Source organism: Coriobacteriaceae bacterium (assembly GCA_025757745.1).
GTDB lineage: Bacteria > Actinomycetota > Coriobacteriia > Coriobacteriales > Coriobacteriaceae > Collinsella.
The window spans coordinates 1253913-1274370 of record CP107217.1 but is presented as its reverse complement, the minus strand read 5'-3'; the positions used below and the strand labels follow the sequence as shown (position 1 = coordinate 1274370).

20 protein-coding genes and 4 tRNA genes are annotated in these 20458 nt (G+C 61.1%); 1 reads left to right on the top strand and 23 read right to left on the bottom strand.

Going from position 1 to position 20458, the window contains the following annotated elements; all coding sequences use genetic code 11:
* Positions 1-7 precede the first annotated feature (7 nt).
* From OGM60_05420 to OGM60_05355, 14 genes are all read right to left on the bottom strand, one after another.
* Entirely contained in the window at positions 8-1015 is a 1008-nt protein-coding gene (locus OGM60_05420) for an NAD(P)-dependent glycerol-3-phosphate dehydrogenase (GenBank protein ID UYI98344.1), read from the bottom strand.
* 9 nt (positions 1016-1024) lie between these two features.
* Positions 1025-1708: a glycerol-3-phosphate 1-O-acyltransferase PlsY gene (gene plsY / locus OGM60_05415; protein ID UYI98343.1), complete on the bottom strand. Its 684-nt coding sequence runs from the start codon at positions 1706-1708 to the stop codon at positions 1025-1027.
* Positions 1701-3035, bottom strand: coding sequence for a ribosome biogenesis GTPase Der (gene der / locus OGM60_05410; protein UYI98342.1), 1335 nt, complete (start codon positions 3033-3035; stop codon positions 1701-1703). Before der ends, plsY begins: the two co-directional genes overlap by 8 nt.
* Positions 3036-3045: 10 nt before the next feature.
* Entirely contained in the window at positions 3046-4488 is a 1443-nt protein-coding gene (locus tag OGM60_05405) for a DUF512 domain-containing protein (protein UYI98341.1), read from the bottom strand.
* A 2-nt stretch (positions 4489-4490) separates the two neighbouring features.
* Positions 4491-5390, bottom strand: coding sequence for a 4-hydroxy-3-methylbut-2-enyl diphosphate reductase (locus OGM60_05400; protein ID UYI98340.1), 900 nt, complete (start codon positions 5388-5390; stop codon positions 4491-4493).
* Positions 5391-5392: 2 nt separating this feature from the next.
* Positions 5393-6121 (bottom strand): 1-acyl-sn-glycerol-3-phosphate acyltransferase, encoded by a 729-nt coding sequence (locus tag OGM60_05395; protein ID UYI98339.1) that lies wholly within the window; start codon positions 6119-6121, stop codon positions 5393-5395.
* 3 nt (positions 6122-6124) lie between these two features.
* Entirely contained in the window at positions 6125-6811 is a 687-nt protein-coding gene (gene cmk / locus OGM60_05390) for a (d)CMP kinase (protein ID UYI98338.1), read from the bottom strand.
* A gap of 66 nt (positions 6812-6877) precedes the next feature.
* Complete coding sequence (locus OGM60_05385; GenBank protein UYI98337.1) at positions 6878-7849, bottom strand: rRNA pseudouridine synthase; 972 nt, start codon at positions 7847-7849, stop codon at positions 6878-6880.
* A complete protein-coding gene (gene scpB / locus OGM60_05380) occupies positions 7836-8555 on the bottom strand; it encodes an SMC-Scp complex subunit ScpB (protein ID UYI98336.1) in 720 nt (239 codons plus the stop codon). The genes OGM60_05385 and scpB overlap by 14 nt, the downstream gene beginning before the upstream one ends.
* A gap of 11 nt (positions 8556-8566) precedes the next feature.
* Complete coding sequence (locus OGM60_05375; GenBank protein ID UYI98335.1) at positions 8567-9376, bottom strand: segregation/condensation protein A; 810 nt, start codon at positions 9374-9376, stop codon at positions 8567-8569.
* Positions 9377-9460: 84 nt separating this feature from the next.
* Positions 9461-10144, bottom strand: a complete 684-nt coding sequence (locus OGM60_05370; protein UYI98334.1) for a site-2 protease family protein — start codon at positions 10142-10144, stop codon at positions 9461-9463.
* Between the two features lie 9 nt (positions 10145-10153).
* Entirely contained in the window at positions 10154-10450 is a 297-nt protein-coding gene (locus OGM60_05365; GenBank protein UYI98333.1) for a hypothetical protein, read from the bottom strand.
* Positions 10437-12470: an ABC-F family ATP-binding cassette domain-containing protein gene (locus tag OGM60_05360; protein UYI98332.1), complete on the bottom strand. Its 2034-nt coding sequence runs from the start codon at positions 12468-12470 to the stop codon at positions 10437-10439. Before OGM60_05360 ends, OGM60_05365 begins: the two co-directional genes overlap by 14 nt.
* A 75-nt stretch (positions 12471-12545) precedes the next feature.
* Positions 12546-12618 (bottom strand) — tRNA-Ala (locus tag OGM60_05355).
* Positions 12619-13267: 649 nt separating this feature from the next.
* Between OGM60_05355 and OGM60_05350 the strand changes: the two genes are divergently transcribed.
* Positions 13268-13343 (top strand) — tRNA-Ile (locus tag OGM60_05350).
* Positions 13344-13552: 209 nt separating this feature from the next.
* Here OGM60_05350 and OGM60_05345 read toward each other — a convergent pair.
* From OGM60_05345 to OGM60_05305, 9 genes are all read right to left on the bottom strand, one after another.
* Positions 13553-13625: transfer RNA gene (locus tag OGM60_05345), tRNA-Ala, on the bottom strand.
* Positions 13626-14136: 511 nt separating this feature from the next.
* The gene (locus OGM60_05340; protein UYI98331.1) at positions 14137-15291 is read right to left on the bottom strand and encodes a hypothetical protein; all 1155 of its coding nucleotides are present in this window, start codon (positions 15289-15291) and stop codon (positions 14137-14139) included.
* Between the two features lie 383 nt (positions 15292-15674).
* A tRNA-Val gene (locus OGM60_05335) sits at positions 15675-15749 on the bottom strand.
* A 150-nt stretch (positions 15750-15899) separates the two neighbouring features.
* Entirely contained in the window at positions 15900-16688 is a 789-nt protein-coding gene (locus OGM60_05330) for a DUF3825 domain-containing protein (protein ID UYI98330.1), read from the bottom strand.
* A gap of 45 nt (positions 16689-16733) precedes the next feature.
* Positions 16734-17249, bottom strand: coding sequence for a Fic family protein (locus OGM60_05325; protein UYI98329.1), 516 nt, complete (start codon positions 17247-17249; stop codon positions 16734-16736).
* Positions 17246-17431, bottom strand: a complete 186-nt coding sequence (locus OGM60_05320; GenBank protein ID UYI98328.1) for a hypothetical protein — start codon at positions 17429-17431, stop codon at positions 17246-17248. Before OGM60_05320 ends, OGM60_05325 begins: the two co-directional genes overlap by 4 nt.
* A gap of 11 nt (positions 17432-17442) precedes the next feature.
* Positions 17443-18132: a helix-turn-helix domain-containing protein gene (locus tag OGM60_05315; GenBank protein UYI98327.1), complete on the bottom strand. Its 690-nt coding sequence runs from the start codon at positions 18130-18132 to the stop codon at positions 17443-17445.
* A gap of 346 nt (positions 18133-18478) precedes the next feature.
* Entirely contained in the window at positions 18479-19009 is a 531-nt protein-coding gene (locus OGM60_05310) for a hypothetical protein (GenBank protein ID UYI98326.1), read from the bottom strand.
* A complete protein-coding gene (locus tag OGM60_05305) occupies positions 18999-20174 on the bottom strand; it encodes an ATP-binding protein (protein UYI98325.1) in 1176 nt (391 codons plus the stop codon). Before OGM60_05305 ends, OGM60_05310 begins: the two co-directional genes overlap by 11 nt.
* Positions 20175-20458: the final 284 nt, after the last annotated feature.

The following is a 20458-nucleotide window of genomic DNA, read 5'->3' as shown; positions in this document are numbered from 1 at the left end:
TTCTGCGCTAGTCGGTGAGTCCGTAGAACTCTTGAGAAGGGACGCGGTCGGTAAGAATCTCGAGCGCCCTATCCAAAGTAACACCGTTGTAGAGCGTTTGCTCCACGGCAAAGGTGAGCGGAATGTCTACGCCCAGTGAACGGGCGAGCTCGCTCACGCTGCGGGCGGCGACGGCGCCTTCGACCACCATATGCGTGCGCGTCTGATACTCGTCGAGCGACACGCCATGAGCGAACTCGTAGCCAAAGGTGCGGTTGCGCGAATGCTCCGAGGTGCAGGTGGCAATGAGGTCGCCCATGCCGGCAAGCCCCATGCAGGTCATAGCCTGCCCGCCGCGGGCATGCACCAGACGGCTGATCTCGGCCAGGCCGCGCGTCATGATAAGGGCGAGCGTATTGTCGCCCGCACCGGTGCCGGCGGAGATGCCACATACGATGGCGATGACGTTTTTCATGGCGCCGCAGACCTCGACACCGGTCATGTCTTGCGACAGATAGATGCGGAAGGCCGTGGACAGGAGCAGTTCCTTAAAGGTCTCCCCTATCTGCGGATCTTTGCTTGCGATGACGGCGGCAGAAAGTCCGCCGCGGCAGATTTCCTCAGCATGGTTGGGGCCCGAGAGCACCGCCACGCGCGACTCGTTGCCGATCTCGCTGGCGATGACCTCGCTCATGAGCAGGCCGGACTCGGGCTCAATGCCCTTGGTGAGGCAGAGCGCCGGGGTATCGGCGGCGATAAAGGGAGCGGCCTGGTGGCACACGCTGCGAAGGTGCGTCGAAGGAACGGCAAAGATGATGGCCTCGGCGCCGTCGAGCGCCTGCGACAGGTCCGTGGTGGCGACAACGTTGCCGGGCAGCTCGTAGTCCACCAGATACCGGGGATTGCGGTGCTCGCCATTGATGCCGGCGGCCGTCTGCTCGCTATGGGCCCACATGGTCACGCGCTCGGCTCGCGCTGCAGCAAGGCCCGCGACGGCGGTTCCCCAGGAGCCGGAGCCAATCAGCGCAACATTCATGACTCTCTCCTACTTATCGTCGGGCTCGGTGACGCGCTTGGTAAACGAGAGCTTGGACTCCTTACCCGTCATGAGCTTTTGGATATTCGAGCGATGGGCCCATACCACGGTGATGCCGATCATCGCCATGCAGAACTTGAGTCCCAGGCTGCTGTACGGAAAGACCGCGCAGACGGCGATGGGAAGACCGATGGCCGCGGCAAGCGAGCCTACCGACACAAACTTGGTGATGGCGACGGCCACGATAAACATGCCCAGCAGCGAAAGTCCGATGGGCCAGTACCAGGCGAGGATGACGCCCAAGCCCACGGCGATACCCTTGCCGCCGTGGAAGTTGAGGTAGGGCGAGAAGATGTGACCCCACACAGCAGCCAGGCAGATGACGCCGAGCATCCAGTCGCCGGGGGCTCCAGGCGCCATGATGCTCACAGGGAAGCCATAGCCCACGCCCGCGATAAGCGGACGCGCGATAAGGACGCAGATAGCGCCCTTAAGGCAGTCGAGCAGCAGCGTGAGCGCGGCCACCTTGGGGCCGGCCACGCGCAGGGCGTTGGTGGTGCCGATGTTGCCGGAACCCGCCTTGCGAATGTCGGTGTGGTTGAACACGCGGCCCAGGATCAGGCCAAACGGAATCGCTCCGATAAAGAACGAGACCACGGCGCAGATGGCGGTCAGCAGAATCGGATTATGCATCCTTTTGCTCCTTCTTCCTAAAGAAGAGTCGAATGGGCGTGCCGGAAAAATCGAAGGTCGAGCGCATACGGTTCTCCACGTAGCGCTGGTAGGTGTCGTTGACCAGGTCGCTGTGGTTGACGAAGAACGTAAACGTCGGCGGGTTGACGCCCGTCTGGGTCACATAGTGCATACGCAGGCGGCGCTTGCCGTCCACCACGGTGTGGCCAAACTCGCGCAGGTCGGTGAGGAACGTGTTGAGGCGCGAGGTGGTGATCTTTTGCGAACGCGTCTTTTCGGCCGCGTCGACCATCGCCCAGATCTTCTCGACGCTGCGGCCGGTCAGGGCCGAAATGCGCAGGTACTGGGCCCAGGGAGCCATGACGCCCAGGCGGCGGTCAACGGTCTCCATGCAGGCCTCGCGCTTGCGGTCGTCGTCGAGCAGATCCCACTTGTTGAGCAGCACCACGATGGCGCAGCCGCGCTCGATGGCCAAGCCCATGACTTTCTGATCCTGCTCGGTGACGCCCACGGAGGCGTCGACGACAAGCAGCGCCACGTCGGCGCGGTCGATGGCACGCAGGCCGCGAACCATGGAGTAGTACTCGATGTTCTCGTACACGGTGCTCTTCTTGCGAATGCCAGCTGTGTCGACCATGCGGTAATGCTTGCCGTCGCGCTCGACGACGGTGTCGATGGCATCGCGCGTAGTGCCGGCGATGTTGGACACGATGGAGCGGTCGGCGCCCAGGATGCGGTTGAACAGCGACGACTTACCGGCGTTGGGGCGGCCGATGATGGCAACGTTCAGCGCGTCGGGGAACTCATCGGTGACCTCGTCCTCCTCCTCGGGCAACAGGGCCACGATATCGTCGAGCAGGTCGCCCGTGCCGTGACCGTGCAGGGCCGAAAGCGGCGTGGGCTCGCCGATGCCGAGCGAATAGAACTCCCAGATGTTGTCATTCTCGCGATCGGGATTGTCGAGCTTGTTCACCAGCAGAAAGACCGGCTTGTCGCAGCGCTTGAGCATGCGGGCGACCGACTCGTCCTCCTCGGTGACGCCAGTGCGGCCGTCGACAACAAACAGGATGACGGCGGCTTCCTCGGCGGCGGCAAGCGCCTGGTCGCGGATGGACGTGGCAAAGACGTCGTCGCTCTTGAGCGGCTCGATGCCGCCCGTGTCGACGATGGTGAACTCGCGGCCGTTCCAGTCGGCCGTGTGATACGAGCGGTCGCGCGTGACGCCGCGCGACTCATGGACGATGGCGTCCGAGGTCTGGGCCAGGCGGTTAACGAGCGTGGACTTGCCCACGTTGGGGCGTCCGACGACGGCGACGATAGGTTTCATCTGCTCTCCTTTATTGGGTAGGGTCAGCGGGAATAGTTGAATTGGCGGGCGTTATGCCAAGGATGTGCTCCAGGGTATCGAGCAGCTCGTGCGGCATAGTCGATACCACATGAACCTCGGCGCCGCGACCGGTAAGGCGTGCGAGTAATTCGTCACGATGATACTCGTCAAGGGTCATACCGTCGGCGTTGAACATGAGCTTAGGCACAAAGAGCATAACCCCCGACAGTTCCTGCGGCAGCTGTTCCAAGATGTCGCAGGCGACGATGAGGCCGGTCACATCCACGTTGCCACCAAAGTAGCGGTTTTTGATGGCCGTGACGGTACCGGCAAGGCCCTGCGGTGATTCCACAAAACGCGCCACCGTATCGCGCGCGCTGGCGCCCGAGAGGCACAGCAGGCGCTGGCCACGGGCGGCGATAGCCTCGCGAACGCAGCACAGGCGCTCGGCATTCGCGTCGATCACGTCGTCGGTCTCGTCCAGATAGGAGCGGATCATGCCGATGCCGTCGTAGTACTGTGGGTAGCCGTCGTAAAAGTCGGCCTCGGGCGGCTCGATGCCGGCGTCCAGATAGAACTCGTCGCTCATCTGGAAGGTGTGGCGGCCAAAGCGCTCGAAGGCACGGTCCTGGAAGGGTCGGATCATGGCGATGGTCTCGCGCGCCAGCTCGGGCTTGTCGCTGTAGGACCAGCTAAAACGGTTCTGATGCTTGGTAAAGCCGAGCGGCACAATGCCCAGGCTGGTGATTTGCTCGTGCTCCTCGCAAAAGCGCAGGGTCTTTTCCAGCTCCTCGCCGTCGTTCATGCCGGGGCACAGCACGATCTGGGCGTGGATCTCGATCCCAGCATCCATGATGGCCTCGAGCACGTCCATGCCGCGCTGGGCGTTGCGGCCCATCATGCGGCGGCGGACGTCGGGGCTTACGGCATGGACCGACACGTTCATGGGGCTCATGTTGCGTTGGATGACGTTTTGCACATCTTCGTCGGTGAGGTTGGTCAGCGTGACGAAGTTGCCCTGCAAAAAGCTTAGGCGGTAGTCGTCGTCGCGAATATAGAGCGTGGAGCGACCGCCCTTGGGCAACATCGTCATAAAGCAGAACACGCAGGCGTTTACGCAGGTGCGCATGCCGTCGAAGACGGGGCCATCGAACTCAAGGCCCCAATCCTCTCCCGGGAAGCGGTCGAGCTCGACGGGGGTGACGCTGTTGTCGCGCGGGTCGAAAACCTCCAGCTCGACGGTGTCGTCATCGGCCTCCCAGAGCCACACGATCATGTCGGTAAGCTGCTCGCCGTTGACCGTAAGCACGCGCATGCCCGGCTCGATACCCACATCCCACGCGGGCGATTCGGGATGCACGTTTTTAACGAGCGCGCCCTCACCCGGCTCGGGGTCGCGGCTGCGCCCGTAATCGGCCACCTCGGCGGCGTATGCGGGTACGGTCTGGTCCATGATTAGCGGCAAAGCTCCTTGATGCGCTTGACGGCGCGCTCGATGTGTTCTTGCGGGGTGGAGGCTCCGGCGGTGATGCCGATGTGGCGTGCGTTGACAAACCATGCGGCCTTGATCTCGGACGCCTCCTCGATGTGATGTGTGTGCTCGCAGACGTCGGCGCAGATCTGTGCCAGGCGGCGGGTGTTGCCCGAGTTCTTGCCGCCCACCACGACCATGCAGTCGCAGCGGTTGGCAAGTGCGGCTGCTGCCTGTTGACGCTCGCTCGTGGCGGCGCAGATGGTATTGATCACACGCAGCTCCTGCACGCGCGGGGTGATGGAGGCCACAACCTCGGCCAGGTTCTGCGCGGTTTGGGTGGTCTGCACAACCAGGCCGACCTTGCCCTTGAGCGGCAGCGCGTCCGCATCGGCGGCGCAGCTCACGACCTGCGCGTCATCGCCGGCATGGCCCAGGATGCCCTCGACTTCGGGGTGGCCCGGCTCGCCCACGACTATCACGTGGTAGCCCTCGCGTACCAGGCGCTCCGCCGCCACGTGGACCTTTTTCACGTAGGGGCAGGTGGCGTCGACCACGTCGAGGCCACGCTCGCGAGCGGCATCGATTACCTGTGGCACCACGCCGTGCGCGCGAATGATCACGGTGCCCGACGCGGCGTCGTCCAGGGTCTCGGCCAGACCGACGCCCGCCTCGGCAAGCTCGCGCACCACGATGGGGTTATGAATGAGCGGGCCCAAGGTGTGGACCTGAGCGGTCTCCCCCGCCTGCGGGGCGGCCGCCAATGCCATATCGAGCGCGCGTTGCACGCCGTAGCAGGTGCCGGCGTGGGTGGCGATCTCGATTGTCGGCGCGGTTGCCTGGTCGGACGCAGCCGCGGCGGTGTTCGTCACGTTCTCGCTCATGGCTAGAACCTGCCCGGATGTTCGGCGCACAGCTCGTCTCGCATGGCGTAGACGCGGTTCATGGCCTCGGACTCAAACCATTCCAGGCGCTCCGTGCGCTTAAGCCCGGCCGGTGCGTCGGAAAGCGAGACAGCCTTGCCGGCGCGGATCCAGCATTTCTTGGGACGCATGATCTTTTTGCCCGCGGGCGTGATGTCGGACCAGCCGCAAATGGCGAGCGGGTTCACAGGTGCCTTGCCCATCTGAGCGATGAGCGCAAAACCGCCGTGGACCTCGGGCTTGATCTCGCGCGAGCGGATGCGCGTGCCCTCGGGGAAGATCAGAACGTCCTCGCCGCGCTGCAGCGCATGCTGGGCGGCGCGCAAGCACTTCATATCGGCAGTACCACGCTCCACGGGGATGCCGCCGACGCGGCTAAAGGCCCAGCGCACAATCTTGCTCTTGGCGAACTCGGATTTAAAGATGGGGCGAATGCGGCGGCCGCCGAAGAACAACGCCGTCTCAACGGCCAGCAGCTCGGCCATCGAGGTGTGGTTGCAGATGACCACGCTGCCGCGGCCTTCCTGGCGCTCAAACAGCAAGTCGCTGTCCTCGACCTTCCAGCGCCACATGAGCTTGGAGAAGACCCACAGGATGCCCATGACCACGGCGACGGTCCCGCGGATGAGCGCCGGGAACTCGTCGTAGGGGGCGTTGTAGTAATCCTCGGGCGTCTGCTTAAACAGGCGCATGGGCTACCTCCTTTGGTTGATGAGGTCCTCGATAATGCGGACGACCTCGTCGATGGTGTGGGCGGTGGAGTCGACGTGCACCGCGTCCTCGGCGGGCACGAGCGGCGCGACCTCGCGGCTGCTGTCGAGCTTGTCGCGCTGCTTGAGGGCGTTGAGGGTCTCATCGACCTCGGCCTCGAGCTGCTCGGTTGTGAGCGGCTGGGCGTCGTTTTGGTGGCGCTGCAGCACGCGACGACGGGCGCGCTCGCGCGGGTCGGCGGTCAGGAACACCTTGACCTGTGCGTTGGGGAACACGACGGTGCCGATGTCGCGACCCTCGGCGACGATGTCGCGGTCCTCGGCGGCGCGGCGCTGGTGGATGAGCATGGCCGCGCGCACGCCCGGGTAGGCCGAGACCTTGGACACGTTGGCGTCGACCTGCGGGGTGCGGATGGCGGCCGAGGCGTCCTTACCGTCGATGGTCAGACGCGTGTCCTCGCCGGTGCCGTTGGTAAAGCGAATTTCGATTTGCTCGGCGAGGGCGTCAATGGCCGCCTCGTCGTCCAGGTCGATGCCGCGATCGAGCGCGGCGAAGGTGACGGCGCGGTACATAGCGCCCGTGTCGAGCTTGTTAAAGCCCAGCTGGCGGGCTATCTCCTTGGCGATAGTGGACTTGCCGGAACCGGCGGGGCCGTCGATGGCGACGATCATACAATGCTTCCTTTCGGTGGTTAACGTGCTGGTATGGGACGCAGGCGCTGCAGCTTGGCGGGTTGCCTAGCTCGTGTAGCGCTCGCGGTAGGTGTTGCGCTTGGGCGCGGAGCCGTGGCTGCCGTGGTGACGCGTGCGACTCGCGGTGTTGGTTGCCGGCGCGGCGCCGCGCTTGGAGCCGGCCTGCTTGGGCGGGATACCGCCGGCCTTCAGGATTTGCACCTCGCGGTCGGTGAGCTCGCGCCACGAGCCCTTGGCCACGTCCCTGAGTTCCAGGCCGGCAAAGTTGCAGCGGTGCAGACGGATCACCGGGTGGTGGATCTTGCTCAGCATGCGCTTAACCTGGTTCTTGCGACCTTCTCGGATAATGACCTCCACGGCGGTGGTGCCGGGCTTTACGCCTTGCGGAGCCACGGCCTCGGCCTCACGAGCGTTAATGACACGGCAGATCGCCGGCTGGCACAGGCCGTCATCGAGCTCGATGCCGTGACGGAGTGGTTCCAAGTCGCGATCGGTCAGGTGGCCGTCAACGAGCGCCTGGTAGGTCTTGTAGACGTGCTTGCTGGGGTGCAGCAGGTCCTGCGACAGGTCGCCGTCGGTGGTAAAGAGCAAAAGGCCCGTGGTGTCGCGGTCTAGGCGACCAACCGGGAACAGCCCCGGAAAGCGGTCGCGCGGGACCAGGTCGGCCACGCAGGGGCGTTCCTGCGGATCGCTCATGGTGGTGAGGTAGCCGGTCGGCTTGTAGAGCATCAGGTACACGGCACCCTGGTTGAGCTTGACGGGCATGCCGTCGACCTCGATATGGTCGCGGTCGACGTCGACCTTGGTGCCCAGCTCGGTCGCAATCTGGCCGTTGACGGTCACGCGGCCGGCGGTCATCAGGTCCTCCGAGCCGCGTCGACTCGCTACGCCCGCGCGCGCCAAAAAGCGCTGCAGGCGCATGGTGTGCGGGTAGACGGGCTGGGCGTCGCCTGCGGGCGTTGTGGCGCCCGCGACGCTTGCGATGCGCGTCTCCCCTGCTTCGTTAGTCCTCGTCATGCATGTCCTCCGAGGTAACACCTGTGGGCAGAAGCTCATCGCCATCGGTGTCCTCAACATCGGTATCGATCAGTTCGCGCTCTTCGTCCAGGTCCTCGGCCTGTTCCTCGAGCGTGGACTGAATGCTGCGGCCGCTCAGGCGCTCGCGGATAAACTGGCGCGACTGCTCGTCGGGGGCAAACTGCTCCAGATCGGGCAGGTCCCGGGTGGAGCGCAGGCCGAACTTTTCCAAGAAGGCGTTGGTCGTGCCGTAGATGATGGCCTGACCGCGCTCGGGGTCGCGGCCGAGTTCGCGCACCAGGCCCTTATCCACGAGCGACGCGATGACGCCGTCGGAGTTGACGCCGCGGATGCCCTTGACCACCTCGCGCGTGACGGGCTGGTGGTAGGCGATGACGGCCAGGGTCTCAAGCGCCGCCTGAGACAGCTTTTGCGTGTCCCAGCTCAGCACGTAGGCCTCGACCACATCATGGTAGGCGGGGTGTGTAAACAGGCGCCAGCCACCGGCGACCTCGCGCAGCTGAAAGCCGCGGTTGGCCTCTTCGTACTCAACCTTGAGCTCGGCCAAAAGCGACGCGCACTCGCCCGGGGCGATATCCAGCGCAGCTGCCAGCGCGGGTGCGCTCACGGGGTCGCTCGACACCAGCAGCAGCGCCTCGAGGGCGCCTTTGAGGCTGTTTGCCTCCAGCGTGGAAAGGGTTGACATGGTTGCCGCTCCTATTCGGTGAGCTCGGGGCCCTCGCCAGGCACGTATGCCTCGGCGCCCTCGACGCGGTTGATTTGAATGGTTCCAAAGTTCTCGTCCTGGCTTAGCGTAAGCGAGCCGCGCTTGGCAAGCTCTAGCATGGCCAGGAAGGTGACAACGAGCTGCTCGGTGGTGGCGTCGCCGTCCAGCAGCTCGCGGAAGGTGCAGGCTTGGTGTGCCATGGTAAAGCGGTCGACCGAGGCCACCGTCAGGTCGAGCGGCACGCGATGCGGTGCCACGTGCTCGGCCTCCAGCAGGAAGGTCTGGCGTTTGCCATCCAGGTCGGCGCAGATGACGGCGAGGCCGCGCAGGGTAATGCCGGCCAGATAGTCGGGCATAAGGCCTAGGAACTCGGGGTCGGGGCCGGCCACGCGCGGATGCATGCGGCTCTCGGCCTGCATACGCGCGCCAAGGGCTGCCGCCGCGCCCTTAAACTGCTTGTAGGCGATCAGACGCTGGATCAGGACCTCGCGCAGGGCGTCGCCGTCGAGCGCACTGAGCTCCTCGAGCTCATCGTCATCCTCGTCATCGTCGTCTGTCTTGCGCGGGGCCTCCTGGGGCACCAGCGAGGCGGCCTTGATGTCCAAAAGGGTTGCCGCGACCAGCAAAAAGTCGCTCGCCACGTCCAGGTCCAGCGCCTCGATGCGCTCGACCTCGGCCAGGTATTGCTCGGCCACCTCGCTGATCGAGATGGCTCCGATGTCAACTTTTTGGCGGGTTACCAGCTGCAGCAGCAGGTCGAACGGTCCGCTGTAGACCTGCGTCGACACGCGATACGACATCTTCGACCTCCTTTGACGGCGCCTTCGCGGCGCGGTTTGGGTGCATGTTGCGACCGTTTTGCACGGTCGACCTGTAAGTTTACCTTAGATGCCGGCGATTGCGAAGTTGAGCAGCCACTCGGCCAGCGGATACACGGTAACGTCGAAATACCGTCCAATCACGTCGATGCCGGTCCACATAGGCAACAGGTACAGCACCAGGATGAGGATGGGCATGGCGTATTGCTGCAGGCGGTAGTAGTTAGAGAGCGCTTTGCCTTTGAGGAACGGGACGATAATCGACGAGCCGTCGAGCGGCGGGATCGGGATGAGGTTAAAGAACGCGAGCGACAGGTTGACCACAATAAACGTGGCGCCGAAGTTCATGATTTGGGAGGCCACGGCAAAGGACATGCTGGTGTAGAGGTTGCCGTATGCCGCGTGCATGAGAGCGGCTGCGAGACACGCGAGCGCGATGTTCGATGCGGGGCCGGCCGCGCTCACCAGAACCTCGTCGCGCTTGGGGTGCTTAAGGTTGTTGAGGTAGACGGGCACGGGCTTGGCGAAGGCGAATACCGGGCCGCCGGCCGCGAGCATAAGCAGCGGCAGGAGAATGGTGCCGAACGGGTCGATGTGGTTGAGCGGGTTGAGTGAGACGCGGCCGCGCGAACGGGCCGTCTTGTCGCCGAGCGCCCAGGCCGCCGCGGCGTGCGCGCTCTCGTGAATCACGATGCCCACGATGACGGCGACCGCGCTGGCGAGCAGGTTCATGAGGTAGCTGCTGGACACGGCGCCCCCCTAGCGGACGCGACGCGAGGCGCGCGTGAGCAGGTAGTCGGCAACAAACAGAATCACGGCCACGATGGCGTAATCCAGGCGGAACACGCCGCCAAAGGGTGAGGTGATGACGCCATAGCCGGCGATGGCGCTCGGCAGCGCGCGAGAAAGCTCGACGACAAAGCCAACGATCTGCAGCTTGGCGGTGAGGCCGCTAAAGCACAGCAGCACGGTCATCGCGCTCATAAAGATGCCGCAGATGCGACAGGCGATGGCGATGATGCTCATCGCCACGGCAGCGGCCTTACGAGAGTTCACGCGCGGTCTCCTCTTCGATCTGGGTGGAAAGCTCCAGCCATTCGTCCTCGAGCTTGGGCAGCTCTTGCTTAAGGCCGTTATATTCCCCCAGCGCGGCGTTGAACTTGTCCTGATCGGCATAAAGCTCTTCGCTTGCCATCAATTCCATAAGCTCGTCATAGCGGGCACGCTTTTTGTCCAGCTCTGTCTCGATCTTCTTGAGCTGGTTGCGCACGCCCTTGAGCTTTTTGTTGAGCGCGGCACGGGCCTGGGCCTCGGCGCGCTTTTGCTCCTTGGTCTTTTTGCCCTCGGCAGGCTTGGGAGCCGCGGCTGGGCTGCTGGCCTGGGCGGCGTTGGCTTTGGTGGACTTGGCCGCGGCAGGTGCGCTCTCCCCTGCTGCCTCGGCGGCGGCGCGGGCAGCGAGGTCCTCGCGTTTGAAGAGGTAGTAGTCGTAGTCGCCATCGTAGACCGTGACCTTGCCGTCGCGGATGTCGATGATGCGGTTGGCCACAGCGCGCACCAAGTGCTCGTCGTGGCTGATCAGCACAATGGTACCGGGGAAGTTTTGCAGAGCGTTCTCGAGCATGTCCACCGAGTCGATGTCCAAGTGGTTGGTGGGCTCGTCTAGGCACAGGAGCGCCTCGGGCGCCACGAGCATCTTGGCGAGCGCCAGGCGCGCCTTTTCGCCGCCGGAGAGGACTCGAACCTGCTTCTCGATGGAATCGTTGTCGCTAAACAGGAAGGCGCCCAGCAGGCTGCGCTGCTGCGGTACGGTCCACTTGGGCGTGACAGTGTCGATCTCTTGCAGGACGGTATTGGACTCGGTCATGCCCTCGAGCGCGTGCTGGGCGTAATAGGCAACGCCCACGTTGGTGCCCAGGTCGCGCGTGCCGGTAGTGGGCGGCTCCAGGCCGGCGATGATCTTCATGAGGGTGGACTTGCCGGCGCCGTTGGGGCCGACGAGCGCCACGTGCTCGCCGCGGTAGAGTTTGAGGTCGATGTCGCTGTAGATGTGCTTGTCGCCGTAGGACTTGGAGACGCCCTCCAGGCTCACGACCATATCGCCGGAGCGCGGCGGGTCGGGGAACTTAAAGTCGATGTGCTTGTGGCCCTCGGGCAGGATGACGAGCTCCTTTTTGATCTGCTCGATCTTGCGGATGCGCTCCTGCGCCTGGGCGGCCTTGGTGGGCTTGTAGCGGAACTTGTCGACGAAGACCTGCATGTGGGCGATGTCGCGCTCCTGCGCGGCACGCTTGGCGCGCATCTGCTCCAGATTATCCTCGCGCTGCTTGAGGTAGCTGCTGTAGTTGCCGGTGTAGGTGGTCACGCGGCGGTTCTCGAGCGCGGCGACGTGGTCGACGCAGGCGTCCATGAAGGCGCGGTCGTGACTGACGATGAGTACGGCGCCGTCGTAGTTAGCGATAAAGCCGCGCAGCCACTGGACGCTTTCGAGGTCCAAGTGGTTGGTGGGCTCGTCGAGCAGCAGCAGGTCGGGATGGCGCAGGAAGAGCTTTGCCAGCGCGATGCGCATCTGCCAGCCGCCCGAGAACTCGGAGCACGGGCGCTCAAAGTCGGTGACCTTAAAGCCCAGACCGGACAGGATCTTGCGGGCGTTGCTCTCGAGTTCATAGCCGCCCAGGTGCTCAAAGCGGTCCTGGACCTGGCCGTACTCGTTCAGGAGTGCGTCGACGTCCTTGCCCTGCTCGGAGAGCTCGGTGATCTGGGCCTGCAGCTCGTTGGCGCGCTTGCCCATGCGGCGGATTTCCTTGGCGGCGGCCATGACCTCGGCGAGGATGGTGGTGTCCTTTTGCTCCAGGTTGGTTTCCTGCTCTAGGTAGCCCACCTGGCAGTCCTTGGCGTACTGGACCTGGCCGGCGTCGGGGCTGTCGATGCCCATGATGATCTTGAGCATGGTGGTTTTGCCGGCGCCGTTGGGTCCCACGAGCGCAAAGCGCTCGCCGGGGTTGATCTGGAAGGACGCGCCGCTAAAGAGGACGCGCGCGCCGAAGCTTTTTTCGATCTTGTCGACCAGAAGGATCATGGTGCCGCCTTTGACCTTGTGTGCCTATATGAAAAAAGGCCCCAACTTGCGTTGGAGCCTCATTCAATGCTCGGGTGGAGACGAGGGGGATCGAACCCCTGACCTCTTGACTGCCAGTCAAGCGCTCTCCCAGCTGAGCTACGCCCCCGTGCGAAGAAGTACTATACGGGAACTCGGACGGCGATGCAAGGACAATTTTGGAAAAACTTTCGCGGGCCCCGGCGCGCACGTGCGGGTGCGCGGGCCATCTCAGGGCCGAGGGGCGCGCGATGCCCGCGGGGGCAGCGGCCCACGCACGGTCCGTGCGCCGGCCGACTTGGCGCGCGGAACACGACTCTCCCCGTGCAACAGGGTTTTCCGTGCACCGCCAGTCCCATTATCGGGTCTTATTGCGAAGCGCCCCTCCCCTGCGCTTCAGAACCATGCCGGTTTACTACGATGAATCAGGAATGTCCGACCACACACGCCTTTTGGCGTAACCGGCAGGCTTCCTACCTGCGGTTTTGCAAACGGAGAACACACGGTGCTCAGGGGTCGCCGATCCGTCGTAGTAAACCGGCATGGTTTTGAAATGGCATCAGGTTGATTTCACAGTTAAATGTGTTGGAGCACTGAATTAATGGCCTTAACTTTTTCTAAAACACGTCTTTTCTGCGATGCGCCTAGATTAGCTGTTGTTTAGCATCGGATTTGATCTTGCGTTGTGCGACTTGCTCGTGCATGGTAGTATTTCACGACGTGAAGCGAAGAAATTTGGCCTGAGTTGCCTTTGTTAGAATTGCATTCACCGTTCATAAGGGCTCTTGGCGCAACGGTTAGCGCAGGGGACTCATAATCCCTGGGTTCTGGGTTCGAATCCCGGAGGGCCCACCAGAGTATTTCGAGGCCGGGCATTACGCCCGGCCTCTTTGTTATTGGGCTGCAGACTAGCTTTGTCATCCAGAGACGTAAAGTTATCAACATTCATATTCGTAATTAGCAATGGGTATGTCGCCAAGATGCTACCCAGCCAATACATGGCGTAAATCGATAAATATGAAAAAAGGCCCCAACTTGCGTTGGAGCCTCATTCAATGCTCGGGTGGAGACGAGGGGGATCGAACCCCTGACCTCTTGACTGCCAGTCAAGCGCTCTCCCAGCTGAGCTACGCCCCCATGCGAAAAAGTACTATACGGGAACTCGGACGGCGATGCAAGGACAATTTTGGAAAATATTATGCGGCACGTGGATCGGGCATGGGGCCGAGAGGACCCACGATGCCCGACATAGCCCGCGGAGCAAGCCCCGCGGGCGGCGGCAAGCCCGCCGCCTTCCTTCCCGGGGCTCGGCATGTCGCCCCAGGTGCCGCCGGCCAGACCAAAGCGATCCGCGGTGCTTCCGGGGACCTGAGCCCTTCCGCACGCCTTCGGACCATTTTACGGAACCGTGCGTAGCTCGCCCAAGCTGGTCGCTTCATAAACGGACCGGTTTACTACGCCGATTCCCGGATTACCGACCTCACGCCTACTTTCGCAAAACGGGCAGGCGATCTACCTGCGGTTTTACGTGCGGCGAATTCGATGTGCTCAGCCACCCTCAATCCAACGTAGTAAACCGGCGTGGTTGTAAAATGGCACTTAATTACTGGCAGCATATAAAGTATTAAAAATGCTCACTTGGCCATTATTACTTACCAATACCGAGCCAATTGCACAGAACGTTGGCCCGCAATCTGGTCTCAGCGCATCTCATCGCTTCGGTTTTTGGCTTATAGCGCAACTCTAATCGCTCACACACACTGTGGATGATGACATCAAGTTGATCGTGATCATTGAGCATGTCATGGGTTACAAGAAATACGTCGTATCCCATGCTTTGCAATGCTGTCATTCGGGTGGCATCGTGGTCAAGCACGGCGCCCGATCCATGGATAACCTCTCCTTGAAGTTCGATAATCACAGCCTTCATTGTTATTGGATTTACGATGACGATATCGCCGTAACAGATTTTCTGACCTGCGATTTTCCGAGCTGAATTCGACAGCGGTGTTAAGTCGTTGACGAATATGTTTTTAAACTCCGCTCCGCCGGCACGCCTCGGATGACTCAGTAACATGATTCCAGCAACTTCTAGCGGGGATGCAGCGATACCCATTACCTGCCGTGCGGCTTCGTAGAATTGCTTTCCCCACATCTCGCCTTTAACCTTCGCTGCAAATCTATGCAGTTCTTCTATTTCAATAAGAGGCTTTCTCATCCAGAGCGATGTGCCCTTTCCGCTAGCTGTATTTCCGGATCCGTTATCCTGCTGCTCACTTTGATCATTCTTGCTGTCCTTCTGGTGCGCCCGAGCATGGACTCGCTTCCATGGGATCTCATCTTGAGTTTCGTCTAGTTCAAACAAACTTTCTGTGGTGTACTGCTCTTCTTCTGATTTTGTCTGCTCAAGTGCTATGTCGACCGCGGGCGATGGTTTAAAAACCGAGAACCATCCGCAGAACTCGTACATAGCCAGAACCAGGTCGCATGAAGACACGCTTCGAGTCATGGTGAATAGCGTATTAAGAGGGTCAGTGACGCTAAAGCCCATACCCGTGTCGATGGAAACCTTCTCTGTATAGGCGCTGTTCCATCGGATGGTCCGTCTTGTCTCAGAATGCAGGTTGCTTCGTGTTGATGCTGCTGTGATGATTGGCGTCTTGAGGACGTCGACTACAAAGGGCGATTGGGATAGAGCTCGCCAGCCGTCTTCGGAGTTGGGTAGGTGCGGGTAGAGGTTGCGCACCTGCGGTGGGCAGCGCCAGTAGCGGAATGCTGTGTTTGCGCAGACGATTTCGTCCATTTGTGCCTCCCCTGGTATCGGCCGTTGATCGTGCGGATTGCGGGCATGGCCGATTATCTACCGGGACATCATGCGGGTAAGTACCGGAAGCAAACCAAAAGCTTGACGAGTTCTGCCGAAAAACCACCGTGTGATAGAAATCCGCTGGAAGGCGCTTTGGGCATGTGGTCCCTATCTCCACATTTGTGCTCGGATCACAGGGGGAATTCAATGAAAATACGCATGCGTTTTATACAAAACGGGCAATGGCGTCAGCAAAAAGGATGCGATAAAAAATGGCGCCATAGACGACTACGATTTGTTTTTGGTGTCAGTTTTGGTGTCACCCTTGGTGTCAAAAAGAAAAAGGCCAGAGGCTTAACACCTCTGACCTGTGCTTTTGATGGTGGGCGATACAAGATTCGAACTTGTGACCCCATCCGTGTGAAGGATATGCTCTACCCCTGAGCCAATCGCCCGTCACCTTTCGGCAAAAGAGATACTATCATAGCCGCGCGTGGTTTACCAAGAACTTTTTGCCCCCGATTTTAAAATCGTTGACGTAATCGTGGGCGCAGACCTCGTCACCGCAATCAGGGCAGCCGACAAACCAGCAGCTAAACCACCCTTTATCGCTTGATCCACGAGGTCTCGGGGCGGCAGATAAGTCGCGCGTTGTTGTAGGCCATGTCGAGCGTGAGACAGGTACGCGCGGCGTAAAAGCCGTCCTCGCGCTGGATAGTCAGCGCCAGCTCGGGCTTGTCGCCGGTTAGGCGCGGCGGCAGCAGCAGCTGGATCCGGCCGCCATAGAACTGCGGCACCGCGAGCGTGTAGTTGGCTGCGGCGCGGCGGGCGGCCTCGACGACGGCGCCCTCAAAGGCGCGGCGCAGCAGCAGCGAGTTGTCCTCCCCCATCAGGCTGGCGGGGATGCGCGTCAGGTTTTCCTCGTCGCCCAAAATGTGGTCGATGTTGGAACGGATGGGCAGGCGGTAGTCAAAGACGAGCTCGGAGGGGTCCTCGGCAAAGCGCACGCGGCACGGCAGGTACTCAAACGAGACCAGCATGGGGTCGCTCTCCTTAAAGAAGCCCTTCAAAAACCAGCGCTGGCGTGCGTCGGGCTTGGTGTTGGGCTCAAACAGACCGTAGATGGTCTCGTAACGGCGTGTATACAGGCCGGTGTTAAACAGGCAGCGGTCGTCATCGAACACCAGCGGCAGGTTGGACGGTGCGGTCTGGTCCACGTCGCGCTCGGTCAAAAACACCGCGCGGCTAAACGAAAACGACAGGTAGTTTTTGAGGATGCGGTTGCTGGGACCCCAGTCCTCGGGATCGGCGAGGTCGACCAGGCGGTCGTAACAGGGCTCGGGGCAAAACGCAAAGTCGTAGACATTGCTGCACAGGGTGCTGGGGATTTCCATATGGTGTCCAATCCATTCAATAACTGGCGTGGTGATGCTTAGATTCTATACGCGCGAGGGGTCTCCCGAGCCTACAACACAACCGCGGCGCAGCTCTTCGGCTAGCTCGCTGGTCGTGCGGCGACTGGAAACGAGGTCCTGGATCCAGGCATAGTATTGATTGTCTTTGGGCTCGGGGCCATCGGACAGCACGACCGGAGTGCCGGCGAACCTTAAGACGGACAACGCAAAGACAAGGCTGGTGCGTTTGTTGCCGTCCTCAAAGATGTGGTCCTTGACCATGTGCTCGGCCACGTAGGCGACCTGGTCAAAGATGTCTGCGAAGCGATCGGCCGGCGATTGGCCGAATATCGTACAGAATGAACCTGCAAGTACGGACTCGACGCGTCCAAGCTCAAGTGCGGCACGGTCGCCCGCGGCGTCGGTCGTATAGCAGCGCCCGACGGCCATCAGCGTGCTGTGTAGACGCATCACGGCCGCGGCCATAGCTTCGAACGAACCGGCATCGTCGAGCACGAGCGGTGCGAACGGATGTGCCCGGCGCGGCGCGACCGTCGTCATGAGTTCTCCAAGAGCCTGAGCGCGTTGGGCATGCCCGCAATGGTTAGCCGAACAGCTTCGTCGATTAACGTGGCCCCGTCGCGCAAAATCAGTGATGCTGAATTTGCCACGTGCGCAGTTGAATGATCTTCTTGAGCAACGCAATCAGCGCCGTCATCTTGTTGAACATTGCTCCAAAGCATGTCTGCCTCCTTTATAGCTCTATGGATGGAATAGCCCGCGAGTCGTACTCCAGGGCAACCGGTTTCCAGACGAGGTCTTCGATGGCGCAGTTTAGGGCATTTGCAAGCGCCAATGCCGAGGAGACCGAGGCGCGGCGTAGGTCGAGCTGGTTTTGCTCGTAGAGTTGTATAACGCGAAGTTTAACCCCCGATTGGGCGGCAAGCTGTTTTTGCGTTAGGCCGGCCGCCTTTCGTGCCGCTTTGAGGCCCTTTTTGTCTGCCTGGGCATCGTTCCATTTATCAATGACAATCTGGGCGAATTTGTCTTCGGAGGCCTCGTGAAGCGGATGGTACGAGCCGATGATCCAATCGAGCGGGGCGACTTCGAGTAGCTCATTAAAGCCCAAGCTGCTCATCCATTGCGCATAGGCCAAAACCCAGCCCGCCCAATACTGAGGCGAACGGTCGAACGGATAGGTCTCCCTACATTTGACGGGGGTCAGTCCCGCATGGGCGATAATATCGCGCGCGAGCTCGTCGCCCGCCATGCCGCAGACGACGCGAGGCATACCGCGCTCAAACTGTTTCATCTCAAGAGCGTTCGACAGGATCGCCGTCAACTCGACAGGACTCAGCCCTTTGTCACAGAGAGCAAAATCGACCGCCTCGCCCAGCGTTCTCATGGCATCCTCGAGATACATCTCACTGTAGGCGTGGGCCATCGCCCGTCATCCCCTCTCGAATGATATTGACGATACGGATTCCCTCAAATGGGTTTTCGGCAAGTGGCTGCCGATATTCAATACTGGCTTCTAAGACTCTCCGAGTTCGGAAGTGCGGGGAAAGACCGAGTTCCGCCAACCAGACCCCGGTTATACCCTTTCGTGACCTGCGGTTTTGACGCCAAAATTTGGTTTGTGCTCGGCTGGTTGCGATTTTTCCCCGCACTTCCGGAAATGGGCGTTATGGCTGTGTTGTGCACGGCAAGAAAAGCGCCGAGAAAAGGGCAATCAAGCGGCAGCCGGTAGTCTTGGGAAGCGTTATGGGTATTGCGGTGGCTGCAAACCTTTACCGGATGAGGTCTGCCAGGCACAACTCGCCCTTGGGGATCTTCGAAAGTCGCTTGTATTCCCTGGCGGCTGCCGTAAGCGAATCGGCATCCCAATAACTTTTGAGGAAGCCTTCCCTCTTTACCTCGTGCATGCCGAGCTCCTGTTTGCAGAAGTCGCTCGGTTTCATGCGTCCGCCGTGCCAGCGTCTCCACGAGCCCTCTCGAATAATGGCCAGCACCTCTATCTCGGGATGGGTCACGTAGCTAACCACCGGGAAGCGGCCGGCGTACAGGTTGCCGAGTTTGAAGCGTTCTTTCCTCGAGTCCAGCACCCTGACGATGCAGACTGGCCAGTCATAGTCTAAGTTGAGGTAGTTATCTTGGATATCGGAGGCTTTGCGCAGGCGGGTGACGTCCACGACGTCGGCCTCTGAAAAGACGAGCGCGTCCGCCTCGAGGAGAATGTCCACGGCCACCTGTTCCGCTGTTCCCTCGCAGGAGATGATCGGATGATATCCCGCAAAGCGAAAACCGTTATCACCGCTCATCGGACACCTCCTCTGCGACGAGCTCTTTAAGCGCGCGCACGTCGGCGTAGCGCGGAGCGGTCCCCTTCACAAAGTTCGAGGCGAATACCTCCGATTTCTTGTTCTCGATGCGTTTCACGCGGTCGGCGTACTTCACCACGCGCGCACCGCCGTTGCGTCGGGCGAGAAAGAACACGTTGTCCTTGCGGTGCACGTGATCGAGGAGCTGCGGGTAGTGAGTCGTGAAAACCAGCGTCGCGCCGTTGGGGTTGGTCCCGCGGGCGGCAAACAGATCAAGCACGACGTTAACCAGTTGGCGGTTAAGGTGGTTCTCCACCTCGTCGACTAAAAGGTAGCCGCCGGAGCGCAGGACCCTCATTGCGCGCTGCACCAGCCCTAGGCCACGTACAGTGCCGGAGGAGAGTACCTCGGTGAGCCCCCGCTCGGAGATCGTGATGGGCTCGCGACCTGTAAACGTCAGTACGAAGGCGCGACCGGAGTCCCGGACCTCGAGGTGCTCGATGCCAGAGTCGAAAACACGAAGCACGTCGTCGAGACCGTTGAATTGCTCAGTGAGGCGGAAGCCACCGTCGCGCAATGCTATCGCTCGGATGCGATGGCCGAAGTCCTTGGCGAGCACAGCGGCTGCGACGGAAACGTCAGGCGGCGTAAGCGCCGCCCAAGAGTCCGGCATCTGAGCACGGTCGCACAGCGGGGACGCGAATTTCTCGATTTCGGCCCAGGATGCCAGGGTCGAGCGCTTGAGGGCCTTGGCTGGCAGCGAAGAAATCACCTCATCGGAGAACGTCAGCTCGGGACCGTCGTCGCCTCCTTCGACAGTCTGCAGCACCGACTCGAGCAAGTAAAGACGATCTGCGTGCCATATGACGCACTTGAGCTTGGACGGGCCGTCGAACGCGGCGGGGAACGTTGATGGGAGCCCGCCGCCGCGCGCCGGAGAGCCGTCAACAATGCGGCAGGCGAGCTCCAGCAGGTTCAGTGCTGTTGTTTTGCCCGTAGCGTTAATGCCCGCCAGCGCAACGACGCTATTCACGTAGAGATGGTCCGCCAGTTCGAAAGCCGACTCATCGGAGGCCGTCACGCGGTCGGAGGCGAACAGGTCGATTTCGAACAACCCGTCTTCGAACATCGAGAGATGGTCGAAGCAAACCTTTAACAACTTCATCTCAAGCCTTTCGAATACTTGAAACAGAATTTATGGCTCAAGTATAACACATGAAGGATATCGCGAATTAAGCCTGCCACTAGGCAGAAAAGGCTTATCCGCATTGCCGACCTCGTCGATATGCAGGTTCAAATGCTTAGACATTTGATCAAATCGTACAAAAATGGCGAGGTACGTACCTCGCCGATCTGGCACCTCCAAGACGACAGTCTCTTCGGTGGTTAAATTCTCTCACGCTTCAGGAGCTTTTAGAGCTGCATCGATTAGATCGGCGCCGTTGTCGA

Excerpts from the sequence above, each read along its gene's own strand:
- OGM60_05420 (UYI98344.1), bottom strand. The coding sequence starts at position 1,015 with ATGAATGTTGCGCTGATTGGCTCCGGCTCCTGGGGAACCGCCGTCGCG.
- plsY (UYI98343.1), bottom strand. The coding sequence starts at position 1,708 with ATGCATAATCCGATTCTGCTGACCGCCATCTGCGCCGTGGTCTCGTTC.
- der (UYI98342.1), bottom strand. The coding sequence starts at position 3,035 with ATGAAACCTATCGTCGCCGTCGTCGGACGCCCCAACGTGGGCAAGTCC.
- OGM60_05405 (UYI98341.1), bottom strand. The coding sequence starts at position 4,488 with ATGGACCAGACCGTACCCGCATACGCCGCCGAGGTGGCCGATTACGGG.
- OGM60_05400 (UYI98340.1), bottom strand. The coding sequence starts at position 5,390 with ATGAGCGAGAACGTGACGAACACCGCCGCGGCTGCGTCCGACCAGGCA.
- OGM60_05395 (UYI98339.1), bottom strand. The coding sequence starts at position 6,121 with ATGCGCCTGTTTAAGCAGACGCCCGAGGATTACTACAACGCCCCCTAC.
- cmk (UYI98338.1), bottom strand. The coding sequence starts at position 6,811 with ATGATCGTCGCCATCGACGGCCCCGCCGGTTCCGGCAAGTCCACTATC.
- OGM60_05385 (UYI98337.1), bottom strand. The coding sequence starts at position 7,849 with ATGACGAGGACTAACGAAGCAGGGGAGACGCGCATCGCAAGCGTCGCG.
- scpB (UYI98336.1), bottom strand. The coding sequence starts at position 8,555 with ATGTCAACCCTTTCCACGCTGGAGGCAAACAGCCTCAAAGGCGCCCTC.
- OGM60_05375 (UYI98335.1), bottom strand. The coding sequence starts at position 9,376 with ATGTCGTATCGCGTGTCGACGCAGGTCTACAGCGGACCGTTCGACCTG.
- OGM60_05360 (UYI98332.1), bottom strand. The coding sequence starts at position 12,470 with ATGATCCTTCTGGTCGACAAGATCGAAAAAAGCTTCGGCGCGCGCGTC.
- OGM60_05340 (UYI98331.1), bottom strand. The coding sequence starts at position 15,291 with ATGGACGAAATCGTCTGCGCAAACACAGCATTCCGCTACTGGCGCTGC.
- OGM60_05330 (UYI98330.1), bottom strand. The coding sequence starts at position 16,688 with ATGGAAATCCCCAGCACCCTGTGCAGCAATGTCTACGACTTTGCGTTT.
- OGM60_05325 (UYI98329.1), bottom strand. The coding sequence starts at position 17,249 with ATGACGACGGTCGCGCCGCGCCGGGCACATCCGTTCGCACCGCTCGTG.
- OGM60_05320 (UYI98328.1), bottom strand. The coding sequence starts at position 17,431 with ATGCTTTGGAGCAATGTTCAACAAGATGACGGCGCTGATTGCGTTGCT.
- OGM60_05315 (UYI98327.1), bottom strand. The coding sequence starts at position 18,132 with ATGGCCCACGCCTACAGTGAGATGTATCTCGAGGATGCCATGAGAACG.
- OGM60_05310 (UYI98326.1), bottom strand. The coding sequence starts at position 19,009 with ATGAGCGGTGATAACGGTTTTCGCTTTGCGGGATATCATCCGATCATC.
- OGM60_05305 (UYI98325.1), bottom strand. The coding sequence starts at position 20,174 with ATGAAGTTGTTAAAGGTTTGCTTCGACCATCTCTCGATGTTCGAAGAC.